Origin of the sequence: Bifidobacterium samirii, assembly GCF_003952945.1 — a bacterium.
Classification (GTDB): Bacteria; Actinomycetota; Actinomycetes; order Actinomycetales; family Bifidobacteriaceae; genus Bifidobacterium; species Bifidobacterium samirii.
Window position 1 is genome coordinate 94,758 of the sequence record NZ_QXGK01000001.1, and the last position, 16,579, is coordinate 111,336.

A 16,579-nucleotide genomic window follows, 5' to 3' on the forward strand; every position below is an offset into this window, starting at 1 on the left:
ACTGTTCCTTTCCTTCTCGGTTCGCCGGAGTCGGCCCGGGCTACAGGCGGGCGAGGTCGTCGACGAACGTGTCGATGGCGGCTCGCGCCTCGGCCATGTCGTCGGGCGTGTTGACGACGACGGCGAACACGAGCGTGCCGCCGGCCAGTCGGGTCACGGTGCCGGCCATCGACGTGACCTCGCCCAGGCTGCCGGTCTTGACGCGCAGCAGTCCGGCGGTGTCGTCGGCGACGGCGCGCGTGGCGGCGGTGCCGACGAGGCCGGGGATCGACAGTCCTTCGGCGGCGGCCGCGGCGCCGGCGGCGGTGAGGTTGCGCGCCTGGACGGCGGCGAGTGTGGAAACGCGCACCTTCGACCCGGTGGACAGGCCGGAGCAGTCGGCCATGGTCAGGCCGGTCAGGTCGATGCCGAGCGACGTGAGGGTCTTGCGTACGGCCGCGACGCCGCCCTGCGGACTGTTCGCCTCGCCGGTGGCGAGTGCGGTGAGGCGGCCGAACTCCTCGGCGAGCGTGTTGTCGGAGTGGCGCATCGTGAACGCCATGATCTCGCTCAGCGTGGCGGATTCGACGGCGGCGATGGGGCTGGCGTCGGCGGGCGCGCTGCCGGACGCGGGGCTGCCGTCCACGGTGATGCCGGCGGCGGCGAGCAGCGTGGCGAACGTGTCGGCGGCGTCGAGGGCGGGCGTCTGGCTGAGCGTCGGGTAGGCGTGGAACAGGTCGGGGTCGGCGGGTTCGGCGCCGCCCCATTGGCGGCCGCCGTCGACGGCGAGCGCGCTGACGGCCGTGTAGTACAGATTGTCGGGGTTGTTGTCGGCGACGGTGGCCGGGTAGCGGTCGGTGCCGAACAGCGTGTCGTCGTAGACGAGGCGCACGGTGCCGATGCCGCGTTGGGCGAGCGCCGTGGCGGTGTCGCGGGCGAGGGTGGCGAGTCCGGCGCGGCCGTTGACGTGGCTCGGGTCGGATTCGCCGGCGGACAGGAGCATGTCGCCGTTGCCTTTGAGGGTGAGCGTGGGGGTGGCCGTGCCCTGCGTCAGGTAGGTTTCGGTGGCGAGCGTGGAGCCCATGTCGAGCGTGGACGCGGCGGCGAGCGCGGTGAGCGTCTTGAGCGTGGACGCGGGTTCGCGCGGCGTGTCGGCGGCGTGGGAGGCGAGCGTCGCGCCGGTGCGGTCGGTGACGACGACGGACCAGTCGTCGCCGACGCCGTCGGTCGCACCGAACGCGTCGACGAGCCGTTGGACGGCGGCCGCGTCGGGTGCGGCCGCGTCGTCGGCTTCGGCGACGATGCCGGCGCCGCGCACGGTGCGTGCGGCGGGCACGTCGCGGCGGGCGACCGGGTCGAGGGTGAGCGGGCCGGGCAGGATGCCGGCGATGTCGCCCAGCGCGTAGCCGACGGCGAGCGCGACGACGAGCGTCGCCGACAGGATGATCGTCAGCGTGCGGCGTCTGGCGGCGCGGCGGCGCAGGTCGCGCCGCGTGCCGGGCATCGTCAGCGGCACGATCACGTCGTCGTCATCGGCCGGGCCGAAGGCGGCTGCGCCGACGGATGACGCACCGCCGTCAGCGGGCCTGTCGGCGGAACGTGCGTCGTCGCCGGTCGTCACGTCGCGGGATGACGGGTCCGGGGATGCGGTGCCGGCGGCCGGCACCGTCCCGGACATCGCGTCGGACGCCGTCGCGCCTTCCATCGTCGCGTCATCCATGTGTTCGCCGTGCTCCGGCATATGCCCCTCCCGAACCGGGCGGCCCGGGCGGGCCGCTACTGCTGCAGCGACGCGAACGATTCGAGGTTCCTCATGACCGCCAGCATGCGCGCGTCCAACAGCTTACCGCCCAGCCACGTCCCGAGCGCCGCGACGGCCGCGCCGTTGAGCAGCGATACGGGGATCAGCGCCCCGTACCAGTCGAAGATCGCGCCGGTGAACAGCATCGCGAGCGCCGTGATGCCGGTGGGTGCGAGCAGCAGGATGCCGCCGATCATGTAGATGAGCGGGAAGAACCCCTGGGCGAGCGCGCGGCCCTGCGGCGACGAGAACGGCTTGTCCATCGACGGCACCGGGTACATGAGCGTGCACGACGTGATCTCGGCCATGCCCAGGCCGCACAGGCCCGCGTCGATGCCGATCGCGGCGCACAGGGCGCCGATGAGCAGCCGGTCCGGGCGCGCCCAGTCGCCGGTGACGACGGCGATCACGACGAACAGGATGAGCATGTAGGCGACGATGATGCCCGTGTAGACGCGCACGCGGCCGATGCGGTCGGTCACGCCGTCCACGCCGCAGATGACCTGCATCGCGAATCCGCGGCCGTCGTAGGCGACGCCGTTGCTTTCGGTGATGCTCATCACCCAGCCGCAGAACGGCAGCGCGACCCACATCGCCATCGGCTCGCCGACGGCGTGCGCCTGGAAGGCGAAGATCGCGGCGAAGAACAGCGGCATGGCGAACAGCATCGCCTGCCTCGGGTCGCGGCGCAGGAACGTGAGCAGGCGGGCGGAGACGGCGCCGGACGGCGAGTCGGGCATCCACGCGAACGCGCCCACGCCCTTGGTCTTCACCGCGCCGCCGCCCGCGCCGGCGGTGAGCCGGTCGCGGCGCAGACACCATACGCCGATCAGATAGCATGCGACCCACGTGGCGGCGAGCAGGACCAGCCGCCCGGCCAGCGCGCCCCACGCGCCGGCGGCCGCGTCGAACGGCAGCTGGTAGGCGGCGCCCAGCGGCGTCCACGCGAGGATGGACACGCCGCGCGCCATGCCGGCGATCGCGTCGGCGAGGTCCATGCCGTCGTCGATGCCCGCGCTGAGCGCGATCGACGGCACCTGGAACAGGGCGACGAATAGCAGCACGGTGACCATGTAGAACACGTTCCGGCCGCGCCGCGTGTTGACGAGCGTCGTCGCGGCGGCGATGAGCGCCTTGGCGATGCTCATCATCGTCAGGACGGCGACCGGCGCGGCGACGACGCCGGCGACGACCGCGGCCGCGCCCATCCTCCGGTAGGCGCCCGCCCATGCGAGCAGGGACAGGACGCCGCAGATCGCCGGCAGTCCGCTCAGACCGGCCAGCAGCAGGCCGAACTGGAGCCGGTGGTCGGGGATGCCGTACAGGGCGAACTTGCGCGGGTTCATCGTGGAGCCTTCGCCCAGCAGCATCAGCTGCACGAATGCGATGAACACCGTGGCGAGCGTGCCGGCGAGCACGACGCCGACGTGCAGCAGGCCGCCCGCGCCCAGCAGCGGCAGGGTCGGACCGTCGGGGATTGTCAGTTCCGCCGGCAACGAGCCGACGTCGATCGCCGCGCGGGCGAACATGATGACCGTGCCGGCGGCGAGCGCCAGCGCGATCACGTAGCCGACGGTCTGCCATACGGATTTGCGCAGCGCCGCCCAGGTCAGCGCCCAGCGCAGGCGCACGAGGATCAGGGCCGCGCTCATCGCAGGTCCCCGCTGATGCCGGGCGTCGGATGCGACGCGGATGACGCCGGCGCAGACGGGGCGGCCGGGACCGACGGGGCTGACGGGGCGGGTGCCGGGGATGACGGCGATGCCGGGGCTCCCGCCGGCGTGGGACCATCGGACGCGCCGCCGTCGAGCCACGACAGGTTGGCGGCGGCGTGGCGGCCGCCGACGAGCTGCAGGAAGCGTTCCTCGAGGTCCTCGCCGGCGGCGACCTCCTCGATGGTGCCGGCGGCGCACACGCGGCCCGCGTTGACGACCGCCACATGCGTGCACATGCGTTCGACGAGCGCCATGACGTGCGACGAGATGATGACCGTGCCGCCGGTGCGCGCGTATTCGACGAGGATGTCCTTGAGGTTGGCGCTGGAGACCGGGTCGACGGATTCGAACGGTTCGTCGAGCACGAGGATGCGCGGGCTGTGGATCATCGCGGACGCGAGGCAGATCTTCTTGGTCATGCCGGCCGAATAGTCGGCGACCATCGTGTTCGCCGCCTCGGCCAGGTCGAACGCGGCGAGCAGGTCCTTGGCGCGGCGGGTCGTCTCGGCGCGGTCCATGCCGCGCAGCATGCCCGCGTAGACGAGCAGCTGCATGCCGGTGAGACGGTCGAAGATCTGCTCGGGCTGGGGCATCACGCCGATCATGCGCTTGGCGGCGTTCACGTCGCTCCACACGTCGCGGCCGAGGATCATCGCACCGCCGGCGTCGGGCACGAGCATGCCGGTGACCATGTTGAGCGTGGTGGTCTTGCCGGCGCCGTTGGGGCCGACCAGACCATAGAACGAGCCGACGGGGATGTCGAGCGCCAGCCCGTCGACGGCGACCTTGCCGTCGAAGCGCTTGACGAGACCGCGGATGGAGACGGCGGCGGTCGGGTCGGCGGGCCACGGCGCCATCGGCGCGGCGGCCATCGGCGCGGGCTGCGGCGTCATCGGAGGCATCGCGGTCGTCGGAACAGGCTGCGACGACTGCGGCCCCATCGGCGACCTCGGCATCATCGGCGCGGCGGCCTGCGGATCGGAGTGGAATACGGACGGGGAATCAGGCGGAAAATCGACGTTTCTATCGTCATTGTCTAGACTCATGGCTCCACCGTACCATGCGCGACCACGGGACGCCCCCGCCGGCGTCTCCGGCGCCGTCGCAACCCGCACACCACCCACCGATCCCATACGAATCCCGACGCAACACACGCCCCCCAGCGTCGCAACCCGTACAGGATTCCCAACTCATAAACGAATCCCGACGCAACGCACGGCCGGAGCGTCGCAAACCGTACAGGATTCCCAGTCCGTGAACGGATTACGACGCAAAGCACGTCTCCAGCGTCGCAAACCGTACAGAAGCGCCCGCCCGTGAACGGATTGCGACGCAGCGCCGGCGTTCCGCCGAACGCCGGACGTCAGCCCTTATGGGCGATGGGCTTCCACTGGGCCTTGGCGAAGATCGCCTGGAACGAGATCGGGATGTAGCTGGCCATGTAGATCGGGAAGCTCAGCACGTACGCGAACAGCTCCTTGTTCGTCGCGCCGATCTGGTCGCGTTCCACGATGATCGTCAGCGCGGCGAGCGCCATCATCGTCACGACGGCCGTCACCAGGCTCGACGTCCATCCGCCAGCCCAGCTCAGCTGGCTCTGCCAGGTGACGAATCCGAACGCGGCGAACAGGACGCCCATGATCACGCGGATCACGGCGAGCACGGTGAACGGGCACAGCAGCAGCGTGAAGTCGACGGCGGAGAAGTCGCGTTCGCGCACGGCGCGTTTGATGAGCGCCGGACCGTAGTAGCGGAACACCTGCAGGAAGCCCTTGCTCCAGCGCAGGCGCTGACGCCAGCTCTGCTGGAACGTGACCGGCTGCTCGTCGTACAGGATCGCGGTGCCGCAGTAGCCGATGCGGTCGCCGTGCAGCAGCGAGTCCATCGTGAATTCGAGGTCCTCGGTGAGCAGGTGGAACTTCCAGCCGTTGTTGCGCTTCATCACCTCGCGCGAGAACATGAAGCCGGTGCCGCCCACGTGGCAGCTGTTGCCGAGCCACATGCGCGAGGCGCTCAGGAAGCGCGATTCGCGGATGAACCACAGCGCCGAACCGCTCGACACCCAGTTGTCGGACAGGTTGACCGAGTTGCGGTAGCTGGTGAGGATGCGGAAGCCTGCCTGGAACGCCTTGTTCATCTCCTCGAAGTAGCGGCGGTCGAGCTTGTTGTCCGCGTCGAACACGAAGAACGCGTCGTAGCGGTCCGACGCGCCGGTCTCGTTCATGTGGTCGAGCAGGTAGGTGAGCGCGTACCCCTTGCCGATGAGCTCCTTGTTGAAGCGTTCGACGACGTGGCAGCCCTTGGCGCGGGCCACGTCGGCGGTGTGGTCGTCGCAGTTGTCGGCGACGAGCCATATGTCGATGAGAGCGCTCGGGTACGTCTGCGTCTGGATGCAGTCGATGAGGTTGGAGATGACGTTCTCCTCGTTGCGCGCCGAGATGAGGACCGCGTAATGGCGGTCCATCGGCGCGTCGGGGAACGTGACCGGCTTGGCGAACAGGGAGATCACGACGCACAGCGCCTGATAGCCGATGCCGACGGCGCCGATGACCGCGAGCATCAGATCGAGGATCGACAGCAGTACCATCAGCGCCAGCCGCTCCTCGGATTGTCGGATGCGCGGCGTGCGGCCGCGTCGCCGCCATCCGTCGGACGCGCGGCCGAGGCCGGGGCCGCCGGTGAGGACGGTGCCGCAGGATCGTCGGACGTCGGATGATCGTCGTCCGCGGCAGAATCGCCGGCCGTCGGATGGCCGCCGTCGGCCGCCGGATCGGCGACGCCGGACAGACCGGCCAGTCCGGCCGGCGCGTGCGCGTCGTCGGCGCGCACCGACGGGAACGCGACGCCCTGCGGGATGGCGACGGTCTGCGAGTCGTCGAGTTCCTGCGACGTCGGCATGTGCGGCGCGTGCTGCGGCGCCGACGGATCGTCGTGCGACGGCGTCATGTACACCTGCTCGGCCAGATGCTGCAGCTCCTCGCTGGCGCTGACGCGGGCGCTCGACCCGCGCACCGCGCGCGGCATGTGCTCGCCGATGCGGCTGATCTGCTCGCCGATCGCCTCCGCGCCCTCCACGACCTTCGACTTGCTCGTCGGATCCGGGTCGCGCATGAGCGGCGAGTCGACCAGCTCGTAGCGCTTCGTGTACACCTTGAAGATCGCCTGCAGGCTCGCCGTGACCGGCAGCGCGAGGAACGCGCCCAGCGCGCCGAACACGGAGCCGAACACCAGCACCGACAGGAACGCGACCGCCGGATTGAGGTCCATCGTGCGTTCCGAGATCTTCGGCGACAGGATCAGGTTCTCGAACTGCTGGTAGACGGTGATGAACACGAGCACGCCCACCGCGTACGCGACGCCGTTCGACCCCCAGGCGAACACGACCGGCAGCGCGCCGCCGATGTACGTGCCGACCGTCGGGATGAACTGCGAGACGATGCCGCAGAACAGGGCCAGCGGCAGCCAGTACGGCACGTGGATGATCTCGAGGAACACGGCCGTGCACGCCGCGTTGATCAGTGCCAGGATCGACCGGGAGAACAGGAAGCCGGAGATCTGGTCCTGCACGATCGTCCACGCGAGCAGGAAGCGGCGCTGCTGCGTCTGCCCCATCCACTGGCACAGCGAACGGCGCAGCTTCGGGCCGGCCGCCGACAGATAGTAGGTGACCATGACCACGGTCAGCATGTCGAGCAGCGCGCTGAACGCGCCCATCGTGGTGCTCAGCGCCTGGCCGGCGAAATCGGTCACCCACGACGTCTGGATGCTGTTGACGATCTCGAAGCCGAGGTCGTTGATCTCCGGCAGCCGGAACGTGGTGTACTGGTCGACCGCCTCGCGGATCTGCTCGTACAGGGCCGGCATGCCCTTGACCATCGAGATCATCTGCTGGACGAACATGCTGCCGAATAGCGTGAACAGCGCGCCGACCACCACGGCCAGCGATACGAGGCTCACCGCGGCCGCCGCGCCGCGCTTCCAGCCGTGGCGCACCAATGCCACGACCATCGGCTCGATCGCGAGCGCGATGAACAGCGAGATCACCACGTCGAGGACGATGCCGTCGATGCGCCCCCACGAATTCCACACGAAATACGCCAGGAACGCGGCGATCACCACGTACAGCAATCCCCGTCCCCACCATTCGGGAGGCCTGCGCGGGTCGCCCTTCGCGGGGAACACCGAGCCGAAATCGATTCTCTGATCGTCCTGTTGCGTCATGAGGCACCATTCTAGTACCCGGCCCGCGGCCGGGATCGTGTTCACTCCTGCGAGGATTCCGCGGCGGGCGCGTCGGCCGGCGCTGCCACCGCGTCGGCGGCGGGCGCGTCGGCGTCGACGGCGGGTGCGGCGGCTTCATCGAACGCGACGGCATCATCGGAACCGGCGCGCGCGTCTAGGTCGAACTCGCGGCGCGCCAGCTCCATCTGCTCGCGGAACCACACCTGTTCGGCCGGGTTGACGTCCTGCACGGCCAGCAGCTTCTGGTACACCGGATAGAGCGCGTGCAGCCACGGGTACATCGCGTACAGGCGGCGTTCGGAGCGATGCTCGCGCCAATGGTTCGGATGCGCCTCGAACGTGTTGCGGAAGCGCTTCATGTACCGGTGGAACGAGCGGAACGACGTGTCCATGCGCCGCGCGGAGATGCCGCACACCATGCGCTGCGAGTACACGGTCTTCAGGCCCTTGCCCAGCAGGTGCAGCGACACGTCGATGTCCTCGTGCATCACGTCGCTGCGGTCCTGGCAGACCTCGCCGGCGATGGCGTGCCAGGCGCTCGCCCGCAGCGCCATGTTCGAGCCGAACAGCAGCACCTCGTTGCCGTCGGCGCGGTACGTGTGACGGCGGATGTGGTCGTCGCCGCGCAGGCCGACGCGCTTGCCGGGCATGTCGTAGTACATGACGGGTCCGGTGGCGCCCATCGCGTCCGGATCTCCGGTGAAGATGCCGGAGACGACCTCCACCCAGTCGGGTTTGAGCATGCAGTCGGCGTCGATGCGGCCGAGCACGTCGCCGGTGGCGGCGTTCAGTCCGTAGTCGCGGGTGGGGATGAGCCCCTGTTCGGCGTCCTGGTGCAGCAGTCGGACCGGCGCGCCGGGATGGTCGGCGATGTAGCGTTCCACGACGGCGACGGTGTCGTCGGTCGACCGGTTGTCGACGACGATCACCTCATACGGTGCGACGGTCTGCCGGAGCGCGTTGTTCAGACAGTCGACGATGCGCTCCTGTTCGTTCCATGCGGGGATGACGATCGAAACATTCAGCATATTTCCAGCATAGCGGGGCGCGGCCCCGTTCCCGCGGACCGAACCCTCATGCGCCCCCGATTCCTCCCCTGATTCCCGCGCCTCCTCCACCGGCTCCCGCACTCGTGCGTGACCTGAGTCCGAGTACCCAGATGATGCTCGGACTCAGGTCACGCGAATAGGTGGGCCCGCGTGACCGGAGTCCGAGAACCTCGGGAATCCCCGGAATCAAGTCACGCGAACCGCCCCATCTGCGTGACCAAAGCCCGAGTAGACGGCCGATCCTCGGACTCCGGTCACGCAAACCGCCCCACCTGCGTGACCAAAGTCCGAGAACCCAGCCAATCCTCGGACTCCGGTCACGCAAAACGGCGTCCCCCGCTCCGGAATCGGAACGGGGGACGCGCGGGAATCATCGGATGCGCCGGACCGGACGGCGGGCCGAGGCGAAGGCCCCGGTCATGCCGGCCGGCCCGGCGGCATCGGTCACATCAGCGACTTGTAGATCGCGAGGATGTCCTCCTCGGTGGCCTGACGCGGGTTGCCCGGGGTGCACACGTCGGCGAACGCGTCGTGGGCCAGGCCCTCCAGGTCGGCCTCGGTGGCGCCCACCTCGGAGATGGTGGTCGGGTTGCCCAGTTCGACGGTCAGGTCGTGCACCGCCTTGACGGCCGCGTCGCGCACGGTCTCCAGGTCGTCGGTGTACGCGCCCTCGACGCCGAACGCGTCGGCGATGTCACGGTACTTCTCTCCGGTGTACTCCTTGTTGTACTCCATGACCGGAGCCAGCAGGATGCCGTTGGCGACGCCGTGCGCCACGTTGAGGCGGCCGCCCAGCGGGTGCGCCATGCCGTGCACCAGGCCCAGGCCGACGTTCGAGTAGGCCATGCCGGTGATGTAGGACGCGTACGCCATCTGCTCGCCGGCCGGCACGTCGCCCTCGGCGGACTTGGCGAGGTTCTTGGCAATCATGCGGATCGTCTGCATCGACAGGCAGTCGGACAGGCTCCACGCGCCCGGCGTGATGTAGCCCTCGATCGCGTGGGTCAGGGCGTCCAGACCGGTGGCGACCTTCAGGCCGCGCGGCATCGAGTCGGTCAGGTCCGGGTCGACGAACGCGACGATCGGGATGTCGTGCGGGTCGACGGCCACGAACTTGCGCTTGTTGGCCGTGTCGGTGACCACGTAGTTGATGGTCGTCTCGGAAGCGGTGCCGGCGGTGGTCGGCACGCCGAAGATCGGCACGGACGGGTTCTTCGTGTCGGCCACGCCCTCCAGCGACAGCACGTCGGCGAACTCCGGGTTGGCGGTGATGATGCCGATGCCCTTGCAGGTGTCCTGCGGGGAACCGCCGCCCAGGCCGATCAGGAAGTCGGCGCCGGATTCGGCGAACTTGGCGACGCCGTCCTGGATGCACTCGACCGGCGGGTTCGGCTTGACGTTGTCGAAGATCTCGTACGGCATATCGGCCGCGTCGAGCACGTCGGTGACCTTCTTGACGGTTCCGGTCTCCAGCAGCACCGGGTCGGTGACGATGAACGCCTTGGTGAAGCCGTGCGCCTTGGCGACGCCCGGGATCTCCTGGATGGCGCCGCGGCCGAAATACGCGGTCTGGTTGAAGATCATGCGATAGACCATACTGGTTCTCCTTCGAAACAGTGACTGCGGGGCTCGCGCCCCTACGCCTTCGTTGCGTTGACGGTTCCTTATCGTACGCCGGTTCCTGAGAACACGCCGGCAATCCGGCTGGAGAGTCGCCGGGAACCGGCGGCGACGACTCGGCCACGCCCGCGCACGCCGTCGACGGCCGGCGCGGGCGGTCATCGAACGTCAGGCGGCGCGCGACGCGCGGGTGGCGCGCAGGGCGGTCATCGTGCTGCGCACGGCGAGGAACGCGAGCCACGCGGCGAACAGCAGCGAGCCGGCGCGCGGCGAGATCATGCCGGCCATCGTCGTGCCCAGCGGCGCGGTCAGGGCGGCGCAGCAGCCGACGATCAGGCCGCTTTTCAGGTGCACGATGCCGCGCCGCCAGTTCGCGACCGTGCCGCTGATCGCGCCGGGGAACATCACCAGCAGCGACGTGCCGCGGGCCATCAGGTCGCTCGCGCCGAGCACGAACGAGAGCGCCGGCATCATGATCGCGCCGCCGCCGATGCCGAGGATGCCCGCCAGCGACCCGGTCAGCACGCCCAGCGCGGCGAGGAACACGCCCGACCAGACGTGCAGCACGAGCACGCCGTCGCGCGGCGGCGTGAACGTGACCTGCTGGACGATCACGAACACGAGGAACACGACCCACACCCAGCGCAGCGTCACCTCCGACAGCCGTCCCAGCAGCATGCTGCCGATCTGGCTGCCGACGACGACGCCGGCGGCGAGCAGCAGCGCCGCCAGCCAGTTCACGTTGCCGCCCAGCGCATACGAGACGACGCCGGAGACGGACGTGGGCACGATCGCCGCCAGCGACGTCGCCGCCGCGTGGCGCTGGCTCAGACCCAGCCACACCAGCGCGGGCACGATGATCGTCCCGCCGCCGATGCCGAACAGGCCCGACAGGATGCCGCACGCCAGTCCGACCGCGACCAGCACGGCCACGCCGCGCGCGTCGAGCCGTTCGACCGCGCGTTCCGCCGACGCACGCTCGGCCGACGGCGATGCCGCTTCGTTCCGGCCGCCCATCCCGCCGTTCGATCCGTTCGATTCGTTCGATTCGTTCGATTCGTGTTGTTCGCTACGCTTCTGCACAGCCGTCACCGTACCCCGGGTACTACACTGGTGCACGGCGTCGTCCGGCGGACGGACACGCCGCACCGCGGGCGCGCGGCCGCACCATGGTCGCCGCACGCCACGCGCATACGCTTATGGACACATGGACACAACGGAGGATCCCATGCTCGTCGCGGTCGACATCGGCAACACCAACATCGTGCTCGGCTTTCTCGACGGCGACGACATCGTCGGCACGTACCGCATCACCACCCGTTCGGAGCACACGTCCGACGAATACGGGGCGATGATCGGCCAGTTCCTCGCGTTCAGCGGATTCTCCCCCGCCGACGTGGACGACGTGATCATCGCGTCCGTCGTGCCGAAGGTGATGCATTCGTTCCGCGCCAGCATCGTCAAGTTCCTCGGCGTCGACCCGATGATCGTCGGCCCGGGCGTGAGGACCGGCATCAACATCCGCATGGACGACCCCAAGTCGATGGGCGCCGACTGTCTGGCCGACTGCGCCGGCGCGTACGTCACGTACGGCGGGCCGCTGCTCGTCATCGACTTCGGCACGGCGACCACGTTCAACTACGTCGATAGGACCGGCACGATCACCGCGGGCCTGATCACCACCGGCATCCGCACGGCCGCCGCCGCCCTGTGGGGGCAGACCGCGCAGCTGCCGGAGGTGGAGATCACGCGGCCGCGTTCGATCCTGGCGACCGGCACGAAGACCGCGATGCAGGCCGGCCTGTACTACAACTTCCTCGGCGGCATCGAACGCACGATCGAACAGTTCCACGCCGAAATCGACGAGGACTTCACCGTCGTGGCGACCGGCGGCCTCGGCCGCGTGTTCGAGAACGACACGGACCTCATCGACGTGTACGACCCGGACCTCATCTTCAAGGGCATGGCCGCGATCTACCGCCGCAACGCGCGCTGAACAAGGCGATACAGGCCCGACCGAGGGCAAGCCGCATCCTGGACGGCCCGTTTGCGTGACCGGAGTCCGAGCATACGACCCGTTCTCGGAGTCAGGTCACGCAAACCCGACCGATTGCGTGACCTGAGTCCGGCTATCAGGAATCTCCTCGGAACGAAGTCACCCAAACCCGGGCATCTCCGTAACCTGAGCCCGATTACCTGAAATCTTCTCGGACTCAGATCACGCAAGCCCGGCCGCTCCGCATAAGCCCATCTACTCGATCGTGAAGCCCTGGTTGAAGCCGTACTCCTTGAGATCGGCCTGCCATGATTCGAGGCCGTCCATGAGCGTGATGCGCTTGCCGGGATGCTCCGGCAGGGTGAGCGCGTCGCCGTTGCGCTTCGTCTCGCCCGCCTCGATGCGGTCCTTGACGTCCTCGTAGTGCCGTTTGGCCGCCGACCATTCGTACGCGTCGGTCACGGTCGAGGAGAAGTCGGAGCGCGCGTACACCTCGAACGGCAGGTACTCGTAGTCGGTGGACACGTATTCGGCGGCCTGGGAGAGCACCTTGTTGTACTGCTGCCCGCCGAAGTACGGCACGTCGATGCCGCGCGAGTCGCGCACGGTGGTGCGCTCCAGGAAGTCCTCGCTCGACAGGGTCGCATTGTCGGCGGGGAACGCGCCGCCGGCGACGCGTTCGGCGATGCCGTCCTCGCTGTGGCACACGTAGTCGACGAACCGCATCGCCGCGTCGGGCTTGCGCGTCGACTGGAGCACGGTGAGAGCCGATCCGCCGTTCTCGGCGTTGGCGGGTTCGCCGTCGGCGGTGGGGATCTGCGCGACCCGCCACAGTCCGGCGCCGCCGGGCACGTCGGCGAGCAGCAGCGACGGCATCCACGCGCCGGCGAACACGGAGGCGATCTGCCCGCTGCCGACCTGCTTCTTCCAGCTGTGCGACCAGGTGGCGGCGCTCGTGTCGACGAGGCCCTCGTCGATCATGCGCTGCCAGAATTCGGTGAACGTGCGGGTGCCCTCGTCATGGTCGAGGTCGATGGTGACGGTCTTGCCGTCGTCGGACGTGTGGAAGGGGCGGCCGCCGGCGAGCCAGATCATCGCCGCGTAGAAGCTGGCGTCGCCCGCGTCGGAGGTGATGTACACGCCGATCTTCTTGAGTTTCCTGGCCGCCTCGTAGTAGTCGTCCCACGTGCGGATCGTGCTCGCGTCGACGCCGGCCTGGTCGAACACGTCCTTGTTGTAGAAGAACGCCATCGGTCCGGAGTCCATCGGCAGGCCGTAGACGCGGTCGGCGAGCTGCACCGACGACCAGGTGCCGGGCGTGTAGTACCCGTCGTAGCCGGCGACGCGGTCGGTGATGTCGAGCAGCTGGCCGGACACGGCGTACTGCGGCAGCGCGAAGTATTCGATCTGGGCGACGTCGGGCAGGCCGTAGCCGTCCTGGATGGCGGCGTTGAGGTTGGAGTAGCCGCTGGTGTCGCGTACGGTGACGCGGATGTCGGGATTGTCGGCTTCGAAGGCGCGGGCGAGCGCCGTCATGCTCGGCTCCCATGACCAGACGACGATTTCGGTGCGCGGGTCGCTGGCGCATGCGCCGGTGAGGGTGACGGCGGCCGTGGTGAGGATCGTCAGGATCGCGGTGATGATGCGCTTCGTCCCGCCGATTGCCATGCTGCCGCTCCTTGCCGTGCCGGTTCGTCGATGCGGCGGCGTCGATCCGCCGCCGTATCGAGTCTACCGTCCCGTCCTCCCGGATGCCCGATGCCCGGATTCCCCGATTCCCGGATGACGTCCGGATGCGTCGGGGCCGCCTCCGTTGCGGGAGGCGGCCGGTCTGCTCAGCGCCTGGCGACGGCGACGCCGTTGGGGGCGATCGTGACGGCGGCGCCGTCGTCGGTCGCGCCGGCGAGGGAGGCGACAAGCAGCGTGGCGTCCTCGTCCAGCGGCACGGTCACCGGGTGGTGGGTGCGGTTGAACAGGAACGTGAACGCGGCGGTGCCGTCGTCGGCGACGCGTTCGACGCGCAGGACGTCGCCGGCGCCGTCCGTCTCGTCGGCGGCGTCGACGCCGAGGGCGGCGAGCAGGTCGGGCAGGCTGGCGGCGATGCCGTCGCGGCCGAGCCGGCAGCCGACGTAGGCGGCGCGGCCGTCGCCGTAGTCGTTGACGGTGATGGCGGGCACGCCGTCCATGCCGGTCCACGGGTCGGCCCGGTAGGAGGCGAGGACGCGCGCGCCGGGGGCGACGGAGGTGATCCAGTCGGCGAAGTCGTGCGCGACGGTGCCGTTGGTGAGGTCGAGGTGGTCGAGGGTGCCGTCGTGGTCGTCGCCCAGCGGCGCGAATTCCTCGATGCGCACGCCGACGACGTCGCGGATGGAGCCGGGGTAGCCGCCGAGCCAGATGTGGTCCTTCTCGTCGGCGATGCCGGTGTAGTAGGTGGCGATGAGGCGGCCGCCGCGCTTCACGTAGTCGCGTACGCGGCCGCTGTTGGCCTCGTCGAGCAGGTAGACGCTGGGCAGCACGACGGTGTCGTACGTGTCCCAGTCGCCGCGGATCGGCACCACGTCGGCGGTGACGCCGCGGTCGGCGAGGGCGCGGAACCAGTCGAGCGGCTCGGTCCAGTGGTGCACGTTCTGCGTGGGGGTGGCGGTGTGTTCGGTGGCCCACTGGGATTCGTAGTCGAAGACGACGGCGACCTTCGACTTGGCGAGGCGCGTGCCGATGAGGCCTTCGTCGGCGAGCAGGCGCAGGTCGGCGCCCAGTTCGCACACGTCGCGGAAGTCCTGCGAGTCCTCGCCGGCGTGCGGCACCATCGCGGTGTGGAACTTCTCGGCGCCGGCCTTGGATTGGCGCCACTGGAAGTAGCAGATCGCGTCGGCGCCCATGGACAGGTGGACGAGCGCGTCGCGCACGAGCTGGCCGGGTTCCTTGCGGTAGTTGATGCGTCGCCAGTTGACGGCGCCGGTGGAGTTCTCCATGAGGAACCACGGGTTCTTGCGGGCGATGCCGTCGGTGAGCGAGGCCGAGTAGGCCATTTCGTCGAGGTGGGATTCGCCGGGCGTGAAGTAGTGGTCGTTGGAGACGAAGTCGACTTCGTTGCCCCAGTCGTCGTAGTCGAGGCCGGTGCCGGCGGCGGAGACCATGAAGTTGGTGGTCAGCGGGCGGCCGGGGGTGATCTCGGCGAGCAGGTCGCGTTCGGCGATGTAGAACGTCTTGAGCGCGTCGGAGCTGAAGCGCTTGAAGTCGAGGAGCTTGCCGGGGTTCATGAAGTTGCCGTCGCCGATGAATCGCGGCGGCACGATCTCGCTGAAGTCGTTCATGCGCTGCGCCCAGAAGGCGGTGCCCCACGCGTCGTTGACGGCCTCGATGGTGCCGTAGCGTTCGCGGCACCACTCCTGGAAGGCGCGCTGGGCGTCGTCGGAGTAGTCGAAGCGGTTGTGGCAGCCGTATTCGTTGCCGACGTGCCAGGCGACGACGTACGGGTTGTCCTTGTAGTGTTCGGCCATCGCGCGGCACAGGGTGAGCGCGTATTCGCGGAAGACGGGGCTGGTGGGGCGCCAGTGCTGGCGGGCGCCCGGCTGGCACACGTCGCCGCGGTAGTCCTGCCAGAGGACTTCGGGGTGGGCCTGGGTGAGCCACATCGGCGGCGAGGCGGTGGCGGAGGCGAGGTCGACGGCGATGCCGGCATGGCCGAGCTTGTCGATGATGCGGTCGAGCCAGTCGAAGTCGTATTCGCCTTCGCGCGGTTCGATCTTCGCCCAGCTGAAGATGCCGACGGACACGAGGTTGACCCCGGCCTTGGTCATGAGCCGGATGTCGTCGTCCCAGACCTCTTCGGGCCACTGGTCGGGGTTGTAGTCCCCGCCGTACCAGATGCGCGGCTCGTCGCCTTCCAGCGGCTGCGGCCATCTGAATTCCCTGCGCTGCGCCATTGCCGTTCCTTTCGTGGGAATCTGCCGGCGGCCGTCGCCTTGGCGGCCGTCTCGGATGTTTGCGTTATCATCGTAGCATCCTCCACGATTCCGGCCACCACCGGCGCGGCGCGAATCGGGCCGACGACACGTCGGATGCTATCGTTGGTATCGATAACGGAAGCGAAACGACGCAAGGAGGCGGACATGGGCGGATCCATCAACGGCGGACCTACGGGAGACACGGCGGCGGACCGGCCGGCGGCGGCCGG

General features: G+C 69.1%; 11 protein-coding genes. 1 reads left to right on the forward strand and 10 read right to left on the reverse strand.

What is annotated here, in order from left to right:
- Positions 1–40: 40 nt before the first annotated feature.
- From D2E24_RS00350 to D2E24_RS00385, 8 genes are all read right to left on the reverse strand, one after another.
- Positions 41–1,483: a D-alanyl-D-alanine carboxypeptidase/D-alanyl-D-alanine-endopeptidase gene (locus D2E24_RS00350; protein ID WP_125967497.1), complete on the reverse strand. Its 1,443-nt coding sequence runs from the start codon at positions 1,481–1,483 to the stop codon at positions 41–43.
- A 272-nt stretch (positions 1,484–1,755) separates the two neighbouring features.
- Positions 1,756–3,432: an ABC transporter permease gene (locus tag D2E24_RS00355; RefSeq protein ID WP_125967346.1), complete on the reverse strand. Its 1,677-nt coding sequence runs from the start codon at positions 3,430–3,432 to the stop codon at positions 1,756–1,758.
- Positions 3,429–4,388, reverse strand: coding sequence for an ABC transporter ATP-binding protein (locus tag D2E24_RS00360; protein ID WP_241222792.1), 960 nt, complete (start codon positions 4,386–4,388; stop codon positions 3,429–3,431). The genes D2E24_RS00355 and D2E24_RS00360 overlap by 4 nt, the downstream gene beginning before the upstream one ends.
- Positions 4,389–4,858: 470 nt before the next feature.
- Positions 4,859–6,082, reverse strand: coding sequence for a glycosyltransferase family 2 protein (locus D2E24_RS00365; protein WP_125967347.1), 1,224 nt, complete (start codon positions 6,080–6,082; stop codon positions 4,859–4,861).
- The gene (locus D2E24_RS00370) at positions 6,082–7,716 is read right to left on the reverse strand and encodes an AI-2E family transporter (RefSeq protein WP_125967348.1); all 1,635 of its coding nucleotides are present in this window, start codon (positions 7,714–7,716) and stop codon (positions 6,082–6,084) included. The genes D2E24_RS00365 and D2E24_RS00370 overlap by 1 nt, the downstream gene beginning before the upstream one ends.
- Before the next feature lie 41 nt (positions 7,717–7,757).
- Positions 7,758–8,765, reverse strand: coding sequence for a glycosyltransferase family 2 protein (locus D2E24_RS00375; RefSeq protein ID WP_125967349.1), 1,008 nt, complete (start codon positions 8,763–8,765; stop codon positions 7,758–7,760).
- Positions 8,766–9,230: 465 nt separating this feature from the next.
- Positions 9,231–10,382, reverse strand: coding sequence for a lactaldehyde reductase (fucO, locus tag D2E24_RS00380; protein ID WP_125967350.1), 1,152 nt, complete (start codon positions 10,380–10,382; stop codon positions 9,231–9,233).
- 192 nt (positions 10,383–10,574) lie between these two features.
- On the reverse strand, positions 10,575–11,423 hold the full coding sequence (locus tag D2E24_RS00385; protein WP_125967499.1) for a sulfite exporter TauE/SafE family protein: 849 nt from the start codon (positions 11,421–11,423) through the stop codon (positions 10,575–10,577).
- A gap of 211 nt (positions 11,424–11,634) precedes the next feature.
- Here D2E24_RS00385 and D2E24_RS00390 point away from each other — a divergent pair, with 211 nt between their 5' ends.
- Positions 11,635–12,402: a type III pantothenate kinase gene (locus D2E24_RS00390; protein ID WP_125967500.1), complete on the forward strand. Its 768-nt coding sequence runs from the start codon at positions 11,635–11,637 to the stop codon at positions 12,400–12,402.
- Positions 12,403–12,657: 255 nt separating this feature from the next.
- Here the strand turns inward: D2E24_RS00390 and D2E24_RS00395 are convergent, their stop codons facing one another.
- Positions 12,658–14,070, reverse strand: coding sequence for an ABC transporter substrate-binding protein (locus tag D2E24_RS00395; protein WP_125967351.1), 1,413 nt, complete (start codon positions 14,068–14,070; stop codon positions 12,658–12,660).
- Positions 14,071–14,237: 167 nt separating this feature from the next.
- Positions 14,238–16,328: a beta-galactosidase gene (locus D2E24_RS00400; protein ID WP_125967352.1), complete on the reverse strand. Its 2,091-nt coding sequence runs from the start codon at positions 16,326–16,328 to the stop codon at positions 14,238–14,240.
- Positions 16,329–16,579 lie beyond the last annotated feature (251 nt).